11 protein-coding genes are annotated in these 17279 nt (G+C 69.7%); 6 read left to right on the top strand and 5 right to left on the bottom strand.

Annotated elements, in window-relative coordinates; translation table 11 throughout:
* Nucleotides 1-71: 71 nt before the first annotated feature.
* The gene (locus ACWEO7_RS06935; protein ID WP_195088143.1) at nucleotides 72-545 is read right to left on the bottom strand and encodes a gamma-glutamylcyclotransferase; all 474 of its coding nucleotides are present in this window, start codon (nucleotides 543-545) and stop codon (nucleotides 72-74) included.
* Between the two features lie 174 nt (nucleotides 546-719).
* Between ACWEO7_RS06935 and ACWEO7_RS06930 the strand changes: the two genes are divergently transcribed.
* The 4 genes from ACWEO7_RS06930 to ACWEO7_RS06915 all read left to right on the top strand — a co-directional run bounded on the left by ACWEO7_RS06930 (nucleotide 720) and on the right by ACWEO7_RS06915 (nucleotide 6322).
* The gene (locus tag ACWEO7_RS06930; RefSeq protein ID WP_450026254.1) at nucleotides 720-2123 is read left to right on the top strand and encodes an NAD(P)H-quinone dehydrogenase; all 1404 of its coding nucleotides are present in this window, start codon (nucleotides 720-722) and stop codon (nucleotides 2121-2123) included.
* Nucleotides 2124-2503: 380 nt separating this feature from the next.
* Nucleotides 2504-3475 (top strand): hypothetical protein, encoded by a 972-nt coding sequence (locus ACWEO7_RS06925; protein WP_452421422.1) that lies wholly within the window; start codon nucleotides 2504-2506, stop codon nucleotides 3473-3475.
* Between the two features lie 71 nt (nucleotides 3476-3546).
* Nucleotides 3547-4569 (top strand): hypothetical protein, encoded by a 1023-nt coding sequence (locus tag ACWEO7_RS06920; RefSeq protein ID WP_452421420.1) that lies wholly within the window; start codon nucleotides 3547-3549, stop codon nucleotides 4567-4569.
* Between the two features lie 574 nt (nucleotides 4570-5143).
* Nucleotides 5144-6322, top strand: a complete 1179-nt coding sequence (locus ACWEO7_RS06915; RefSeq protein WP_452421418.1) for an aminotransferase-like domain-containing protein — start codon at nucleotides 5144-5146, stop codon at nucleotides 6320-6322.
* 47 nt (nucleotides 6323-6369) lie between these two features.
* Here ACWEO7_RS06915 and glpK read toward each other — a convergent pair whose 3' ends face one another.
* Complete coding sequence (gene glpK / locus ACWEO7_RS06910) at nucleotides 6370-7869, bottom strand: glycerol kinase GlpK (protein WP_452421416.1); 1500 nt, start codon at nucleotides 7867-7869, stop codon at nucleotides 6370-6372.
* Between the two features lie 773 nt (nucleotides 7870-8642).
* Between glpK and ACWEO7_RS06905 the strand changes: the two genes are divergently transcribed.
* The gene (locus ACWEO7_RS06905; protein ID WP_452421413.1) at nucleotides 8643-10376 is read left to right on the top strand and encodes a glycerol-3-phosphate dehydrogenase/oxidase; all 1734 of its coding nucleotides are present in this window, start codon (nucleotides 8643-8645) and stop codon (nucleotides 10374-10376) included.
* A 6-nt stretch (nucleotides 10377-10382) separates the two neighbouring features.
* On the opposite strand, the gene ACWEO7_RS06900 is transcribed toward ACWEO7_RS06905, so the two are convergent.
* The 3 genes from ACWEO7_RS06900 to ACWEO7_RS06890 form a co-directional block, all read right to left on the bottom strand.
* Nucleotides 10383-10655, bottom strand: a complete 273-nt coding sequence (locus tag ACWEO7_RS06900) for a hypothetical protein (protein WP_452421411.1) — start codon at nucleotides 10653-10655, stop codon at nucleotides 10383-10385.
* A gap of 207 nt (nucleotides 10656-10862) precedes the next feature.
* Nucleotides 10863-11645 (bottom strand): DNA-formamidopyrimidine glycosylase family protein, encoded by a 783-nt coding sequence (locus ACWEO7_RS06895; RefSeq protein WP_452421409.1) that lies wholly within the window; start codon nucleotides 11643-11645, stop codon nucleotides 10863-10865.
* A gap of 36 nt (nucleotides 11646-11681) precedes the next feature.
* On the bottom strand, nucleotides 11682-16574 hold the full coding sequence (locus ACWEO7_RS06890) for an ATP-dependent helicase (RefSeq protein WP_452421407.1): 4893 nt from the start codon (nucleotides 16572-16574) through the stop codon (nucleotides 11682-11684).
* A gap of 108 nt (nucleotides 16575-16682) precedes the next feature.
* Here ACWEO7_RS06890 and ACWEO7_RS06885 point away from each other — a divergent pair, with 108 nt between their 5' ends.
* The gene (locus ACWEO7_RS06885) at nucleotides 16683-17231 is read left to right on the top strand and encodes a histidine phosphatase family protein (RefSeq protein ID WP_039796212.1); all 549 of its coding nucleotides are present in this window, start codon (nucleotides 16683-16685) and stop codon (nucleotides 17229-17231) included.
* Nucleotides 17232-17279: the final 48 nt, after the last annotated feature.

Here is a 17279-nt window from a genome sequence, read left to right as displayed (position 1 = left end):
CTCCCCCCCCTGGTCGCCTCTCTTCCCCTCCCCCCCCCCCACCGCCGCTGTCGTTCTGTCGAGGTACCTGGTCAGCCGAAGTTGCCAGGGCCGACGTTGCGGCTGTTGCGGGTGCGTAGCGCGTGCACGTAATCCTCTGGCGCACCGGCCTTTTCGGCGGCATCGGCGATCACGCCCAGGTAGCGGGCGGAGGGCAGGCCGCCCTCGTAGGCATCCAGCACGTACAGCCAGGCCAGCGTGGGGTCGCCACCGTCACCGTTGCGGGTCACTCGAAGGCGGATCTTCTTGTGGATGCCGAAGTCCGAGCCCTCCCAGCGATCCAGCCGCTGCTCGTCCTCCGGGGACACGTCGTAGAGCACGACGAACACCCGGGAACCGGGATCCTCGACGACCGTCGCGAGAGGCCCTTCCCAGCCGATGTCGTCACCGGCAAAGGTGAGCCGCCAGCCCTCCAACCAGCCCGTCCCGGACATGGGGGAGTGCGGACAGCGCTCGAGCATCTGCGTCGAGTCCATGTTGGACCCATAGGCGGCATAGATCGGCACCAGCAAAGGGTAGCCAATAACCTTCGCAGACCGCGTTCGATTGCCGCACCTGCGGCGCGCCGCCCGGCGGGGAACTGTCGCGCACCGGTAACGCGGTCGATAGTGCGAGGTGGTTGCCGGATAACGTTTACCCGTGCCGGAGATCCCGGCGCGAAGCACGAGCGGAGGTATCCAATGACCCGCATCGCGATCATCGGTGGCGGACCGGCCGGCTATGAGGCGGCCCTGGTAGCCGCCCAGCACGGAGCGTCGGTGACACTGGTCGATTCCGACGGCATCGGCGGAGCGTGCGTGCTGTGGGACTGCGTTCCCTCCAAGACTTTCATCGCCTCGACCGGCGTGCGCACCGACCTGCGCCGCGCTCGCGATCTGGGCATCACCCTCGACCCGGCCCAGGCGCACGTGCAGCTGTCCGAGGTGAACGGGCGCGTCAAGGCGCTGGCGCTGGCGCAGTCCTCCGACATCCGCTCGAAACTGCAGACCGTCGGGGTGACCGTGCTGGCCGGATACGGCGAGCTGATCGATCCGGGCAGCGGCCTGGCCGCGCACCGCGTGCTGGCCAAGCTGGCCGACGGCGCGCAGCAGATCATCGAGGCCGAGGTCGTGCTGATCGCGACCGGCGCGAGCCCGCGGGTGCTGCCGGGCGCGGAACCGGACGGTGAGCGGATCCTCAACTGGCGGCAGCTCTACGACCTCGAAGAGCTGCCGGAGACCCTGGTGGTCGTCGGTTCCGGTGTGACGGGTGCGGAGTTCGTCTCCGCCTACACCGAGATGGGCGTGCGGGTGAAGCTGGTCTCCAGCCGCGACCGCGTGCTGCCCGGCGAGGACGCCGACGCGGCGCTCGTGCTGGAGGACGCGCTCGCCGAGCGCGGCGTCGAACTGGTCAAGCACGCGCGCGCCGACGCCGTTGAGCGCACCGCCGACGGCATCGTGGTCAAGCTTTCCGACGGGCGCACCGTGTCCGGCTCGCACGCGCTGATGACCGTCGGCTCGACACCGAACACCACGGGCCTCGGTCTGGAGAAAGTCGGCATCGAACTCGACCGCGGTGGCTATCTGCGGGTGGACCGCGTGTCGCGCACGTCGGTGCCGGGCGTCTACGCCGCGGGAGACTGCACCGGCCTGCTGCCGCTGGCCTCGGTGGCCGCGATGCAGGGACGCATCGCGATGTACCACGCGCTCGGGGAAGGCGTCAGCCCGATCCGTCTGAAGACCGTTGCCTCCGCGGTGTTCACCCGGCCGGAGATCGCGACCGTCGGCGTCAGCCAGACCGCGATCGACAACGGTGAGGTGCCCGCGCGCACGGTGATGCTGCCGCTGAACACGAATCCGCGCGCCAAGATGTCCGGGCTGCGCCGCGGTTTCGTCAAGATCTTCTGCCGCCCCGCGACCGGCGTGGTGATCGGCGGTGTCGTCGTCGCGCCGATCGCCTCGGAACTGATCCTGCCGATCGCCCTTGCGGTGCAGAACAACCTGACGGTCAACGACCTGGCCCAGACCTTCTCGGTGTACCCGTCGCTCACCGGTTCGGTGACCGAGGCGGCGCGTTTGCTGATGCGACACGACGACCTGGACTGAGCTCGGTTCGGCGCATCCGGTGCCGTGTCCGATTCCGGACATCAGGCCCGGTGAACTCGGTGCGGGGGCGGGACACGGGCGCTCTTGCCACCCTTGGCTATTCGCTGCGTTGCCCAATATGCGCACATGTGGTTCACTCTCGGCAGAGATGCGGTCGAAGGACGGTCGCGGAGTTCGGTGTGGGGGGATGGGTCCTTTCCGAATCGGAATGACCGAACGGCCCTGGTCGTTCGACGGTCAGGCGTCTCACCCAGGGACAACTGAATGCGGCCTGCCGGGCCGCCCCGGGAAGGGAATTGCGAAAAGTGAAACATCGTAAGCCGAGTCGGGCGCAGCGAGCGATGGCGAGCACCTCGTTGCCACTGGCCACAGCGGCTGCCGTGGCCACTCTCTTCGCTGCGCCGGCGGGGGCGGCTCCCAACGATCCGACCACTCCGCCGACGCCCGCTCCGACGCAGCCGGGCGTGAACGAGTCGCCGAGCACCCCGGAGACCACTCAGCCGGAGCCGAACAAGCCGGAATCCAAGCAGGATCCGCAGAAGCCGGAGAGCAAGCCCACGCCGAGCCAGCCGGGCGTCACCACTCCGGAGTCGGATCATGCCGCGCCGGACCAGAAAGACCCGAAGCTGGCCAAGCCGACCCAGCCGGGCGTGACCCCGCCGCGCGTCGCGCCGCTGCCGGTCCCCGGTCAGCAGAAGCCGAGCGAGCCGCTGCCCGCGGTCGTGCCGGATCAGGCCGCGCCGCAGCCGGGCCAGCAGCAGGCCGCGCCGCAGCCGGGGCAGCAGACCACTCCGCAGCTGGGCACGCAGAACGACAACGCCCAGGCGCGGCAGCCGGAGAGCTCCACGCTGGTGCAGCCGCAGGCGCAGCCGCGCTGGCAGGCCCCGCGTATGGAGGCGGCCCCTGCGGCGCCGGTCGTGGAGATGACCGGCCCGCACGCGGAGATCGGCGCCAACATCGACGGCGGCACCGTCCTGCCGGGCCACGTGGCCAACACCCACCACTTCAGCAACGAGGCCGGTTACGTCGGCACCATCGGCTACCGCACGCCGACCGGCTCGGGTGAAGCGGGCGTCTCGGTGGAGTTCGTCGACAAGAACACGGTCAAGCTGACCACCTACACCGGTGGCGAGGGCCTGGCCGCGAACAACACCACCACGGTGTTCGACACCACCCAGCTGAACCAGGCCAAGGCCGCGGTGGAGGACTGGATCCGGGAGCAGCCGGGCGGATCGGCCGCCCTGGATGCCGCCGCACAGGTTAAGCTTCCGCTTCAGCCGGGCGATTTCGCTCCGCAGACCGTCGACGTGGGTGGTGTCACCACCCAGTGGGGTGGTTCACTCCAGTACTGACACGTGCTGTTTCGACGGGTGGGGCGGTCGTTCGCGGCCGCCCCGCTTGTGTGTCCGGGAAAGGATTGGGTGTGACCTCCGAGGGTGACGCGAGGGAGAACGAATCCGACCAGTCCGGTTCGGAGTTCGGTCCGCCGTTGGGGGAATTCGGTCCGCCGGTTTCCGAATTCGGACCGCCCGTCTCGGAATTCGGTCCGCCTGTTTCGGAATTCGGTCCGCCGATGGGGGCCGACACCGGCCCGCGCTGGCAGGTGCCGCAGCAGCCGACCGATCACCCGGAACTGACTTGGCGGCCCGCGGGCGAGCCGGAAACGACACCCGCACTGCCGTCGCGGTTCCGCGCGCCGGGTTCCACGGTTTACGCCGGACCTCCCTCCGCCACGCCCGAGCAGCCTTCTTCCGGCGCCGAGCGCCCGCAGCCCGAAGACGGCGAGCCGCAGGAATCCTGGTGGAACCAGCCGACCGCCGAGGGGGGCGTGCCGAAGCCTCCCGCGCCGTCCGAATCGGGTCTGTCCTGGGCCGAGGACCCGATCGCCATGCGGCTGGCGCTGCGCGTCCCCACGACACCGGCGCCCGCCCGGCGCAAGGGCTCCTCGACGCGGTGGATCGTGCTCGGTGCGGTCGCGGCGGTCGTGGCGCTGATCGCGCTGACCGTGACCATCGTTGTAACCAGCGGCAGCGATGAGGACCAGGACGGCACGGCGGCTTCGAGCGGCCCGAGCACCGCGGCGGTGGACTGCCCGACCCGCACCGAGGGCAAGGTCACCTTCGGCAATGGTTCGGGTGATACGAGCAGTGGGATCCGGGCGATTCTCGGCTTCGAGCATGCCTACTATTCCGAGCGCAGCGCCACCCGCGCGCACACGTTCGTGGCGCCGGGCGCGAACGTCGAACCACCCGCGGACCTGCAGAAAACCATCGACCAGCACATTCCGCGGGGCACGGCCTATTGCCTGCGGATCGCGGAGATCACTCCCGATCGCTTCAACGTCGAGATCACCGAGCGCCATCCCGATGGCACCGAGGCCCAGTACTTCCCGGTGATCACGACGGTGACCCTGGACGGACGGACCCTCATCTATCTGATCGATTGAGTCTGCTTCGCAGTAGGTCGGGCTGCCGGGGTTCGCTCCAGCGATGAACGCAGTGCGTGGTGGAACGGGTGCGCCGCGGCCGCCGGTGTGCGCAAACCGCGCACCGCCGCGGCCGCGGTCGACGGATCAGCCGTCGTTGACGCCCGGCTGGAGGTAGTTCGTGACCTGCCACACGTACCCACCGCCGGAGCGCACGCAGCCGAGAACCGCTTTGCGCTGGACTCCGTTGCCCACGTCCACATAGTCCTGCGCCGTGGCTCCTGGAACCGTGCACTTCTGACCAGGCTGGGCGGCGTTCGCCGACGGTGCGACAAAGGCCAGTGGATCTGTACGGCTGTGGCGCGAATACCGTTCCATCGCGTGATGCGGATCACTCCAGGTGTCGCTGTACGTCGGGGCGGCCGCCGCGGCGCATGGGGGGGAAGTGAGTCGGTCGGTCCAGTCGTGGTGCGTTCGACGGCCCGTTCCACGCCTTGGGGTATGTCTCACATAATGAGAATAGAATTTCATATCTTGGTAGTCGATGTGAAACAGTGAGGACAACGCGTACCGTGGCGTCCTTTCTGGAGGTTTCATGACGGCGATCACTCCACCGCTGGCCCGGCGTCTCGAGGGCCTGACGAGTTCGGCGATTCGTGATCTGCTGAAGGTAGCCGCGCGCGACGACGTCATCAGCCTGGCCGGTGGCCTGCCCGACGAGCAATTGATGCCGCGGGACCGGATCGCGCAGGCGGCGGAGTCCGCGCTCGCGGACCGCGCGCGACTGCAGTACACCGAATCGGCCGGGTGGGGGCCGCTGCGTGACGTGCTCGCCGCGCGGGAGACACGGCGGCTGGGGCGGCCGGTGCCGCTCGAGGAGGTGTTCGTCACGCACGGTTCGCAGCAGGCGTTGTCGCTGCTCGCCGAGGTTTTGCTGGACCCGGGCGCGCTCGTCGTGGTCGAGGACCCGGCATACGTCGGCGCCTTGCAGGTGTTCCGGGCCGCCGGATCGCGCATCGTGACGGTCCCGCTCGACGCCGAAGGGATGCGGGTCGACGCGCTGGCCGAACTGCTCGGCCGTGGCGAGCGGCCCGCGGTGGTGCACACGGTGAGCAATTTCCACAATCCGCGCGGTGTCACCATGAGCCCGCGGCGCAGGCAGGAACTCGCAGAGCTCGCCGACCGGTTCGGATTCTGGGTGATCGAGGACGATCCCTACGGCGAGCTGTGGTTCGACCGGCCGTCGCCGGAGCCGATCGCGACGTATTCACCCAACGTGATCCGGCTGTCGAGCGTGTCGAAGATTCTGGCGCCGACCTTGCGGGTGGGCTGGATGACCGCGCCGAACGCGGTGTGCAGGGGTGTGGAACTGCTGAAGCAGGGCGCGGACCTGTGCGGGTCGGCCCTGACCCAACAGATCGCCGCCGATCTGCTCGCCGATGCGGACTGGCTGACCGGGCAGGTCGAGGAGATCCGGCGGGTCTACGGTGCGCGGGCGCGTGTCCTGGTCGACGAGCTGCGCACCCGCTTCGGTGGCCGTCTGGTCAGCACCGACGCCGCGGGCGGCATGTTCGTGTGGGTCGACTTCACCGATGGGACCGACGCCGTGGACTTGTTGCCCCGCGCCATCGATCTCGGCGTCGCTTACGTCCCCGGCGAGGCATTCGCGGTATCCGGCGGCCACCGGAATTCGATGCGTCTGTGCTTCACCACCTCCGACGCGGCGACGCTGCGTGAGGCGATCGCGCGGTTGGCCCGTGCGATAGGTGAATAGATTCGGGGACAACGACTTTGTCTGCCGCGGCATAGCTCGCGCGATAGTCAGTCGACCCAGCCGTAGGTACGCTCGACCGCCTTGTTCCACGCGGCGAAGCGCTCGTCCCGTTCCGCCTCCGGCATGGTCGGGTGCCAGGTCTTGTCGGCGGTCCAGTTGTCGCGGATGTCGTCGGTTCCCGCCCAGTAGCCGACGGCGAGCCCGGCCGCGTACGCCGCACCCAGCGCGGTGGTCTCGTTGACCACCGGGCGCACCACGGGCACGCCGAGAACGTCGGACTGGAACTGCATGAGCAGGTCGTTGGCGACCATGCCGCCGTCCACCTTCAGCGTGGTCAGCTCCAGGCCGAGTCGCTGGGACTCGGCGTCCGCGCGCATCGCGTCGACCACCTCGCGGGTCTGGAACGCGGTGGATTCCAGCACCGCCCGCGCCAGGTGCGCTTTGGTGACGAAACGCGTGAGCCCGGCGATCACGCCGCGCGCGTCCGGACGCCAGCGGGGGGCGAACAACCCGGAGAAGGCGGGCACGATGTAGGCGCCGCCGTTGTCGTCGACGCTACGGGCCAGCGGCTCTATCTCGTCGGCGGAGGAGATGATGCCGAGATTGTCGCGGAACCACTGCACCAGCGAACCGGTGACCGCGATGGAGCCCTCCAGGGCGTACACCGCGTCCGCGGCACCCAGGCGATAACACACCGTGGTGAGCAGGCCGTGTTTGCTGAACACCGGCGTGGTTCCGGTGTTCAGCAACATGAAATTGCCGGTGCCGTACGTGTTCTTGGCCTCGCCGGGTGACAGGCACGCCTGGCCGAAAGTGGCGGCCTGCTGGTCGCCGAGGATGCCCGCCACCGGCACCCCGGCCAGTGGCCCGGAACCGATCGGCGCGTAGACCTCCGAGGAACTGCGCACCTGCGGCAGCATCGACTCCGGCACGCCGAATTCCCGGCAGATCGCCGAATCCCATTGCAATGAACGCAGATCCAGCAGCATGGTGCGCGAGGCATTGGTCACGTCGGTGATGTGCTCGCCGGTGAGTTTCCACAACACCCAGCTGTCGACCGTGCCGAAGCACAGCTCGCCCGCCTCCGCGCGCTCCCGCACGCCAGGCACGTTGTCCAGGATCCAGCGCAGCTTCGGCCCGGCGAAATAGGTGGACAGCGGCAGGCCGGTGCGATCCTGGTAGCGGCCCGGTCCCGCGGCGCCGCCCAATTCGGCGCACAGCCGGTCGGTACGGGTGTCCTGCCAGACGATCGCGTTGTACACCGGACGGCCGGTCTCGCGGTCCCACACCACGGTCGTCTCACGCTGATTGGTGACGCCAACCGCGGCGATGTCGTCCGCGCCGAGGCCGTTGCGCTCCAGAACGTCACCGAGGACGAATTCGGTATTGCGCCAGATTGTTTCGGGATCATGCTCGACCCAGCCCGGCTGCGGGAAGATCTGCTCGTGCTCACGCTGGGCGACGCCGACGACGCGCCCCTGCCGGTCGAAGACGATGCACCGACTCGAGGTCGTGCCCTGGTCGATGGCGGCCACATAGCGACGCATGCTCGCAGTGTATTTGGCCGCGACTTCGTCGCGGTTGTGTTTGTTTTTCCAGCGCCTGCGGCGCTGGGTGTTCGCGGCCCGATCTCGCTTCGCTCGAAACACGTGGGCGGGGTGCGCTGAGCACGTCGGTATCGGAACTCGCCACCAAGTGCGCGCGGTTGTAGTGCTGGCTGCGGGTTCGGCGGGCTGTTTCTCCCTTCGTGGCGTACGCGGCGGCCGCTCGGACGGGAGCCGGGGCGCGAAGGGTGGATTCTCGGTCTCGCTTCGCTCTGAAGGCGTGGGTGCGTCGGTGTCGAGGCTTGCTACCCGGTGCAAGCGGTTGGTGGTAGCTCTGGTGTCGGCTCGATCGGTCCGGCGAGTTGTGGCATACCTGGTGGTCGTCGGGTTCGAGACGTTGTGCATGAGGTCCCGGTGGTTGCCGGGTCGGCCGGGGTGTTGGTAGCTCCGTCGGATACCCGGTGGCTGCTGTAGGTCCGAATCGCGCCCGATGGTTTGCCAGCGCCTGGGCGGAGGCTCGGTCTCGGTTCGGTCGCAATTGTGGTGATCCCGAGGCGGAGATCTGGTCGTCGTGGCGGCGGGGCGGTAGGCGAACGGGTGTGCTGTTGTGTGCCTCACTGGGCGGTGGGGACGGGTCGCCGCTCGGCTAGGGTTGGGATTGTTACCGACGAGTAGGACGGGGCGACACGGGCCGGGGCGCGGGCGGTCGATTCGCGGCGGTTCGCCTAGCCTGGATCTGAACGCTCGATCGGACACATCCGCTGGAGGAGTCGAGCATGGCGAAGAAACCGGAATCGCAGCTTCTCGGGCCGGAGCAGCGCAGTGTGGCCTGGGAGCGCTTCGGCAAAGATCATTTCGATGTGGTCGTCGTCGGTGGGGGCGTGGTCGGGGCCGGTATCGCGTTGGACGCGGCGACCAGGGGCTTACAGGTCGCCTTGGTCGAAGCCCGCGACTTCGCGTCCGGGACTTCCAGCCGGTCGTCGAAGATGTTCCACGGCGGGCTGCGCTACCTCGAGCAGCTGGAGTTCGGATTGGTGCGCGAGGCGCTGCGCGAGCGCGAGCTCGCGCTGTCCATGCTGGCGCCGCACCTGGTCAAGCCGCTGCGCTTCCTGTACCCGCTGACCAACCGCGTGTGGGAGCGTCCGTACGTGGCGGCGGGCCTGGTCCTGTACGACACCATGGGCGGGGCGAAATCCGTTCCCGGGCAACGGCATCTCACTCGCGCGGGCGCGTTGCGGCTGGCGCCCGGGTTGCGGCGCGATTCGCTGATCGGCGGTGTCAGCTACTACGACACGGTCGTCGACGACGCACGCCACACCATGATGGTGGCGCGTACGGCCGCGCACTACGGTGCGGTGATCCGCACATCCACCCAGGTCGTCGGGTTCCTGCGGGAAGCCGACCGGGTGGTCGGCGTGAAGGTGCGCGACACCGATGACGGCCGCGCGGGCGAGGTCCGTGGACATGTGGTGATCAACGCGACCGGCGTGTGGACCGACGAAGTCCAAGCTCTCTCGCATCAGCGCGGCCGGTTCCATGTGCGGGCTTCCAAAGGCGTGCACATCGTGGTCCCACGCGACCGGATCGTGAGCGACACCGCGATCATCCTGCGCACCGCGACATCGGTGTTGTTCGTCATCCCCTGGGGCGCGCACTGGATCATCGGCACCACCGACACCGAGTGGAATCTCGACCTCGCGCATCCGGCCGCGACCAAGGCCGATATCGACTATCTGCTGGAACGGGTGAACCAAGTACTGGTTCAGCCACTCACGCCGGACGACATCGACGGCGTGTACGCGGGCCTGCGCCCGTTGCTGGCCGGGGAGAGCGACGAGACCTCCAAGCTCTCCCGCGAACATGCCGTCGCCCGGGTCGCGCCCGGCCTGGTCGGCATCGCGGGTGGGAAGTACACCACCTATCGCGTGATGGCTCTCGACGCGGTGGACGAAGCGGCGCAGGACATACCGGCCCGGGTCTCACCGTCGATCACGGCGAAGGTGCCGCTGCTCGGCGCCGACGGCTATTTCGCGCTGGTCAACCAGACGGTGCAGCTGGCCGAGACCTACGGGGTGCATCCGTACCGGATCAAGCACCTGCTGGATCGGTACGGCTCGCTGATCGCCGATGTCATGGCCTTCGCCGAGGACCAACCCGAACTGCTGCAACCGATCACGGACGCGCCGTCCTATCTCCAGGTGGAGGCGGTCTACGCGGCGGCGGCCGAGGGCGCCCTGCATCTCGACGACATCTTGGCCCGGCGGACCCGGATCTCGATCGAGTACCCGCACCGCGGAGCCAATTGCGCGGAGCAGGTGGCCCGGCTGGTCGCGCCCGTCCTGGGCTGGGACGACGAGGAGATCGACCGGGAGGTCCGCACCTATCAGGCGCGGGTCGAGGCGGAGATCCAATCGCAGACCCAACCGGACGACGCCTCCGCCGATGCCCTGCGGATCGCCGCGCCCGAGCCGCGCCCGCAGATCCTGGAGCCGGTGCCGTCGGAGGGCTGAGTGTGGTCAGTCGGGTGCTTCCATCGCCATGGCCCAGCCGACCAGCGAGCGCAGGTAGCGCAGCACCAGTTCGTCCGGATACGCGCTCGGGTCGGTGAGGTGCAGCCGGGCCAGTTCCTCGATGGCGGCCAACAGGATTCGCTCCGTCGGACCATTCGGATCCACCGTTACCCCGAGGTATCGGGACAGATGACGCGCGCCGATCGCCCGCGCGTAGGCGCGACCGAGCGCGAGTCGCTCGCGCAGCTCCGGCGGCCCGCCGTCGAACGGGCTGAGCATGATGCGCCAGCTGGTCGGCGCGGCGTGCAGGTAGGCCCCCGATCACCACGTATCGCCGTGGGTCGCCCATGCTGCACTCCCGTCATCACTGACAGCTTGTAAGTCAAGGCTCGTCAAGAGCTGTCGGCCGATATCGGCTGTAAGGCAGCGAATTACCGCGCGGCGTGGCGGATCGCCGTGTCGGAAACCGGGACTCGCGGCATCGGATCATTCGGCCGGGATGGGCTGACATCGAGGGCAGAAGAAGATGCCCCGCTCTCGCTGCACCACCCGGTCGTGATCCGGTGCGGTGTCACCGAGTAGGTCGGCGACGAGTGGGGTGCCGCAGCGCTGGCACGGACGGTGTGTTCGGCCGTAGGCCAGAGCGCGCCGCGGCGGCTTGGCCACCGATTCGGCGAGGATGCGGTGTGCTTCGTTGACCATGGCCAACAGGTCCGGGACGTCGCCGACCCTGGTCGCGGGGTGGACGCGGCGCAGGAAACACACCTCGCTGCGGAAGATGTTTCCGATACCTGCGAGGTTGCGCTGATCCAGCAGCGCGACGCCGATGGGTTGATCCGGATACCGCGCCAATCGCCGGGCGGCTTCCGCCGCATCCCACTCCGGGCCCAGCAGATCGGGTCCGAGATGGTCGACGATGCGGTGCTCGTCGCCCACCCGCACGACCTCGACGGTGCCCAAGGAGAACCCGACGGCTTCGACGTCCGCGGTGCTCAACACGACCCGCGCGGCGACTCGCGGTTTCGTCCAGCGCTGTCCGCAGTGGAACACGCGCCAGCTGCCCTCCATCTTCAGGTGGGTGTGAACGCTTACGGTGGGCGTGCGGATGAACAGGTGCTTTCCGTAACTGCCGACGCTCTCGACCACCTGCCCGCGCAGATCCACCGTCGCGTATCGCGGTACGCGGAAGTCGCTGCGCGTCAGTTCTTTTCCCGCCAGCGCGGTGCGAAGCCGTTTCGCGGCGAGAAAAACGGTGTCCCCCTCAGGCATACGACAGCTCCGCCGAGTCGGCGCGGAATCGCGGGCTCACGGACGGCTCCGGAGACGCAGGCCGCGGGGGGTGGCGGAGAAGCCGGCCTCGGTGAGGAACCCGGCGAACGTGTTGCCGTGCACGGTGTCTCCGTTGACCCGGTCGATGACCAGCGAGTCCACCCGGCGGCGGTGGACCAGGTCGGCGAGGGCCGCGGCGGCGGCGCGGCGGGCGTCGGGGTCCTCGGTGAAGGTGAGCAGGGTCTTGCCGCCCCGCTCCAGATACAGCACCAGTTCGCCGTCGACGAGCACGACGAGCGCTCCGGCTTTACGTCCGGGGCGATGCCCGCCCTCCACGTCGCTCTTCGGCCAGGCCAGAGCGGCGCCATACGGGTTCGCCGGATCGGACGCGGCCAGTGCCAGTACCGTGCCGGTCGGCTCCCTGGACTCGGGACGGGCGCGTTCCGGGTCGAAGGAGCGCAGCCGGTCCACCACGTCGGTGGTGGAGAACTGCGCGCCGCCCAGCGAATCGACGAAATAGCCGCGGCGGCAGCGTCCTCGGTCCTCGAACTCGGTGAGCACCCGGTACATCAGCGCGAACCCGCCCGGCACCCCCTCGTTCTGCACCGAGCCCCTGGTCAGCACGCCGTACCGCTCCAGGAGCAGGTCCGCGGTCGCGTGGGCGCGCACCGTGTTGTCCGAGACCCGCTCCGGGAGCAGAGACCATCTCCCGGCGACCGAGGGCGGGCCGGAACGGGTGGGCATGCTCGGCCGGGGCAGGTAGGCCCGCCCTCGCGGGGCGCGGCGGGGCGTGCGGTGGGCCGTCGTGGTCCGGGCCGTGCCGGACAGCAACGCCCGTACCGGCGCGAAGGTGTCACCGGAAACCATTCCGGCCCACACCAATTCCCACAGTGCGGCGGCCGCGGCGGTGTCGTCGAGCAGGCCGGTGGCGTCCGAGAGTTGCCGGAAGAAGTACGCGCCGCCGCCCTGCGGCACGGGTATCAGTCGTTCCGCGGGAGCGCCGGAGATCGAATGCTCCGCGCCGGGTGCGTCTTCCGAGCCGACCGGTGATCGCCTGCCACGTCGGCCGTTGTCCGACTCGTTCGGTGTGGCTCTACCGGCCGTCTCGGCGGATCGCGGGCGCGGGCCGTGACCGTCGGACGCACTGCCGGTCGGCGGATCCGGCTCGTCCAACGGCACGGGCGGTCGATCCGGCACGGTTTCCGCGGGGCCGGGTGGTGTCCATGGCACGAAGGTCGCGCCGAGCGCGGCGAGCAGGCGCAATTGGACCTCGGTGAGATCGACCTCGTCCGGCGGCGCGAGGGTGAACGGCGCCTGCTCGGCCGGATGCAGGGCGATCCAGCCGTCCTTGGCGGTGATGGCGCCGTGCCCGGACCAGATCACCTCACCCGTCGCCATGAGTTCGTCGAGCATGGCCGGGGTGTAATCACGCACCCGCGCGGGCAGGACGAGCGATTCCCAGGCGGAGGCCGGGATCGGCACGCCCGCGAGTTGTTCCACGACGGCCGCCACGCCGTCGACGCCGCGCAGTTCGCCGCTGCCGACGTGCTGCCAGGATGGGAGAAAGCGCCCGAACGCGGCGGTCGAGACCGGCTCGACCTCGTGCCGGGCGGCGGCGAGCGATCTGCGGCGCAGCCGGCGCAGCACCTGCGCGTCGCACCACTCCGCCCCGGCGGCTCCAGGCGTGAACTCCCCCTCGACCACCCGCTTTTCGATGGCGAGCCGGTGTAGTGCGGTGGCGGCGACCGCGGTGCCGATCCCGAACCGGGCCGCCACCGCCTCCGTGCCGAACGGGCCGTGCGTGCGGGCGTAGCGGCCGACCAGATCGCCGAGCGGATCGGCCACCGGCTCGATGAACGCCGACGGCGTGCCGATCGGCAGCGGAACCCCGAGCGCGTCGCGCAGCCGGGCCGCGTCCTCCACCGCGACCCACCAGCTGCGCCCCGCGAAGGAGACCTCCAGCGCACGGCGTGCGGACACGAGGCTCTCGAACCAGGCGACGGGATCCTCGTCGGAGCGCTCGGCGGCTTCGGCGGCGGTGAGCGGCCCGAGCAGCCGCAGCAGATCCGCCAAACCCTCGGCGTCGCGCGCGTGCCGCTCGGGAGTGAGCCGCTGCAGTTCTCGCTCGGTTTGCTCGATGACCGCGGCGTCGAGCAGTTCGCGCAGCTCGACCCGGCCGAGCAACTCGGCGAGCAGACCGGAATCGAGCGAGAGCGCGGCGGCGCGCCGCTCGGCCAGCGGGCTGTCGCCGTCGTACATGAACTGCCCGATGTAGTCGAACAGCAGGGCGTTGGCGAACGGTGACGGCGTCGCGGTCTCCACCTCGACCAGCCGTATCCGGCGCCGACCGACCTGTCCGAGCAGGTCGCGCAGCGACGGCAGGTCGTAGACGTCGCGCAGGCATTCGCGCACCGTCTCCAGCAGGATCGGGAATTCGGGGAACTTGCGCGCCACGTCCAGCAACTGAGCCGAGCGCTGCCGCTGCTGCCACAGCGGCGCTCGCTTGCCCGGGTCGCGGCGCGGGAGCAGCAATGCGCGGGCGGCGCATTCGCGGAACCTGGAGGCGAACAGCGCCGAGCCGCCCACCTGCTCGGTGACGATGTCGTCGATCTCGTCGGACTCGAAGACGAACAGTTCGGCGCCCGGCGGATCATCGGTGGTATCGGGCAGCCGCACGACGATGCCGTCGTCGGAGGCGTTCGGCGCGGCGTCCACACCGAACCGTTCGCGCAGCCGCGCCCCGATGGCCAGCGCCCAGGGGGCGTGGACCGGAAGACCGTAGGGGGAGTGCAGCACCAGCCGCCAGTCGCCTAGTTCGTCGCGGAACCGCTCCACCACCAGAGTGCGGTCGGTGGGCAGATGTCCGGTCGCGGTGCGCTGTTCGTCCAGGAGTGTGAGCAGGTTGGCGGTCGCGTTGTCGTCGAGACCGGCGGAAAGCATGATATCCGCGACGCGCTCCGGTATCGCGGACGTGCGACCCGTGCCGTTGTGTATCGAATCCTCCTGCGCGCGAGTCTGTTTCGACGCCTTCGGAGGTGTGCTGGGATCGCGCCGTGCGGTCTTCCCGGTACCGGTGGACGCTTCGGCGGCGAGGTCCTGTGCGACCGTGCGCACGAATTCACCGAGCGCCGCGCCGAGTTCGGCGGGCCGACCGAGCCCGTCGCCGTGCCAGAACGGCAACCGCCCCGGCTGTCCGAACGCGGGCGTCACCAGCACCCGGTCGAAGGTGATCTCCTCGATCCGCCAGCTCGTCGCCCCGAGCGCGAACACGTCGCCGACCCGGGACTCGTAGACCATCTCCTCATCGAGTTCGCCGACCCGGGAAGCCTTCTCGCCCACCATGTACACCGCGAACATGCCGCGATCGGGGATCGCTCCGCCCGAGGTCACGGCCAGCCGTTGCGCGCCGGGCCGCCCGGTGAGCGTGCCCGCGTCGCGATCCCAGACCAGCCGGGGACGCAGTTCGGCGAACTCGTCGGACGGATACCGCCCGGAGAGCAGGTCCAGCACCGATTCGTAGGCCGAGCGCGGCAGCGACGCGTAGCTTCCGGTACCGCGCACGACGTCGAACCACGCGTCGACGTCGATCGGGTCCAGCGCGCACGCGGCGACGGTCTGCTGCGCGAGGATGTCCAACGGATGCGCCGGGATCTGGATCGCCTCGATCTGTCCGGCCGTCATCCGCCGCGACGCCACCGCGCAATGGATGACGTCGGTGCGGTGCTTGGGGAAGATCACCCCGCGCGAGATCTCGCCGACCTGATGCCCGGCCCGTCCGATCCGCTGCAATCCGCTGGCCACCGAGGGCGGCGCCTCCACCTGGACCACCAGGTCGACCGCGCCCATGTCGATGCCGAGTTCCAGGCTGCTGGTCGCGACGACGCAGCGCAGCCGCCCGCTCTTGAGATCGTCTTCGATCAGCGCTCGCTGCTCCTTGCTGACCGAACCGTGGTGCGCGCGCGCCAGCAGGGGCCCCGCGCCGTGGATCACCTCGGTGGAGGGGCCGAGCTGGGCGGGCGGCTTGTGCTCGGTCTCCACCGGCTCGCCAAGCCGCGCCGCGTAGGCCTCGTTCAGCCGGGCGGTGAGCCGCTCGGCCAGCCTGCGGGAGTTCGCGAACACGATCGAGGACCGGTGCTCCAGCACGAGTTCGACGATCGCCTCGTCTACGTGGGGCCAGATCGATCCCGGTTGGTCGGAGTCGCCGGGCTCGGTCATGTCCGCCACCGGCACGCGCACCGACAGGTCGAACGTCTTGGGCGCGGGCGGCGCGACCAGGGTGATCGGCGCGTTGCCGACCAGGAACCGGCCGACTTCCTCCGGCGGCCGGACGGTCGCCGACAGCCCGATGCGCTGGGCGGGCCGCTCGGTCAGCAGATCGAGCCGGGCCAGCGACAGCGCCAGGTGCGAACCGCGCTTGGAACCGGCGATCGCGTGCACCTCGTCCACGATCACCGTGCGCACGTCCCGCAGCGTCTCGCGGGCCGCCGAGGTGAGCATGAGGAACAGCGACTCCGGCGTGGTGATCAGGATGTCCGGCGGGGTCCGCAGCATGGACCGCCGATCGGACGCGCTGGTGTCGCCGGAACGGACCCCGACGGTGATCTCCGGCGGCTCCAGTCCCAGGCGTTTCGCTGTCTGCGTGACGCCAACCAGCGGCGCCCGCAGATTGCGTTCCACGTCCACCGCCAGCGCCTTCAGCGGGGACACGTACAACACGGAGGTGCCCGCCCGCTCCGGCCGCCGTTCCCGGCCGGCCAGCTGGTCTATCGCCCACAGGAACGCCGAGAGCGTCTTGCCGGACCCGGTGGGCGCGACGACCAGAGTGTGCTCGCCCGCCGCGATCGCCTTCCACGCCCCGAGTTGAGCGGAGGTCGGCGCGGGGAACGCGCCGTCGAACCACTCCTGGGTCGCGCGGGAGAACTGGGCCATGGATTCCAGTGTGCACCGGCCCACCGACAAGCACGCCCGTACCGATTCGCGAGCGAAGCGGGAGCAATCGAACAACGGCCGCCGACGCCGGGCCGTACGCTTCGACAGGTGCAAAAAGTGCTCAGACTCGACCTGGTCAGCCATGGGATGACCGAGGCGATGCGGAAGGCACGGTTCCCGGTGGACGAATCGCTCACCGAGGCGGGCAGACGGGCGGTGGCCGGATGCGGGCCGCTCACCGCCGCGCGGGTGCTCACCGGCCCGGAACGCCGGACGGTGGAGACCGCCGCGTTGCTGGGGCTGCTGCCGGATGAGGAGGACAACCGGCTGCGCGACCTGGACGCGGGCGCCTGGCGCGGCGGCGAACTGATGTCGGTGCCCCAGGACGAGCTGTACGCCTGGTTGACCGACCCGGCGTTCCGCGGGCACGGCGGCGAGTCCGTGCTGGACGTGATCGAACGGACCAGGCTCTGGATGGCCGAGGTCGCCGCGCGGTCGGTGTCCACGATCGCGGTCACCCACCCGGCGGTCGTCCGGGCCGCGCTGCTGGTGACGCTGGACGCTCCACCGAAATCGTTCTGGCGTATCGACATCCCGCCCGGCAGCGTCACCCGCCTGCACTATCGCGGCGAATGGACGCTGCACTTCACGGCCTGAGCCGGGATACCGACCGCTCGAAGGGGGTAGCTTTCGGGCCGAGCCGGG

This window comes from Nocardia sp. NPDC004260 (genome assembly GCF_053603155.1).
This window is presented reverse-complemented; position numbering and strand designations above follow the sequence as displayed.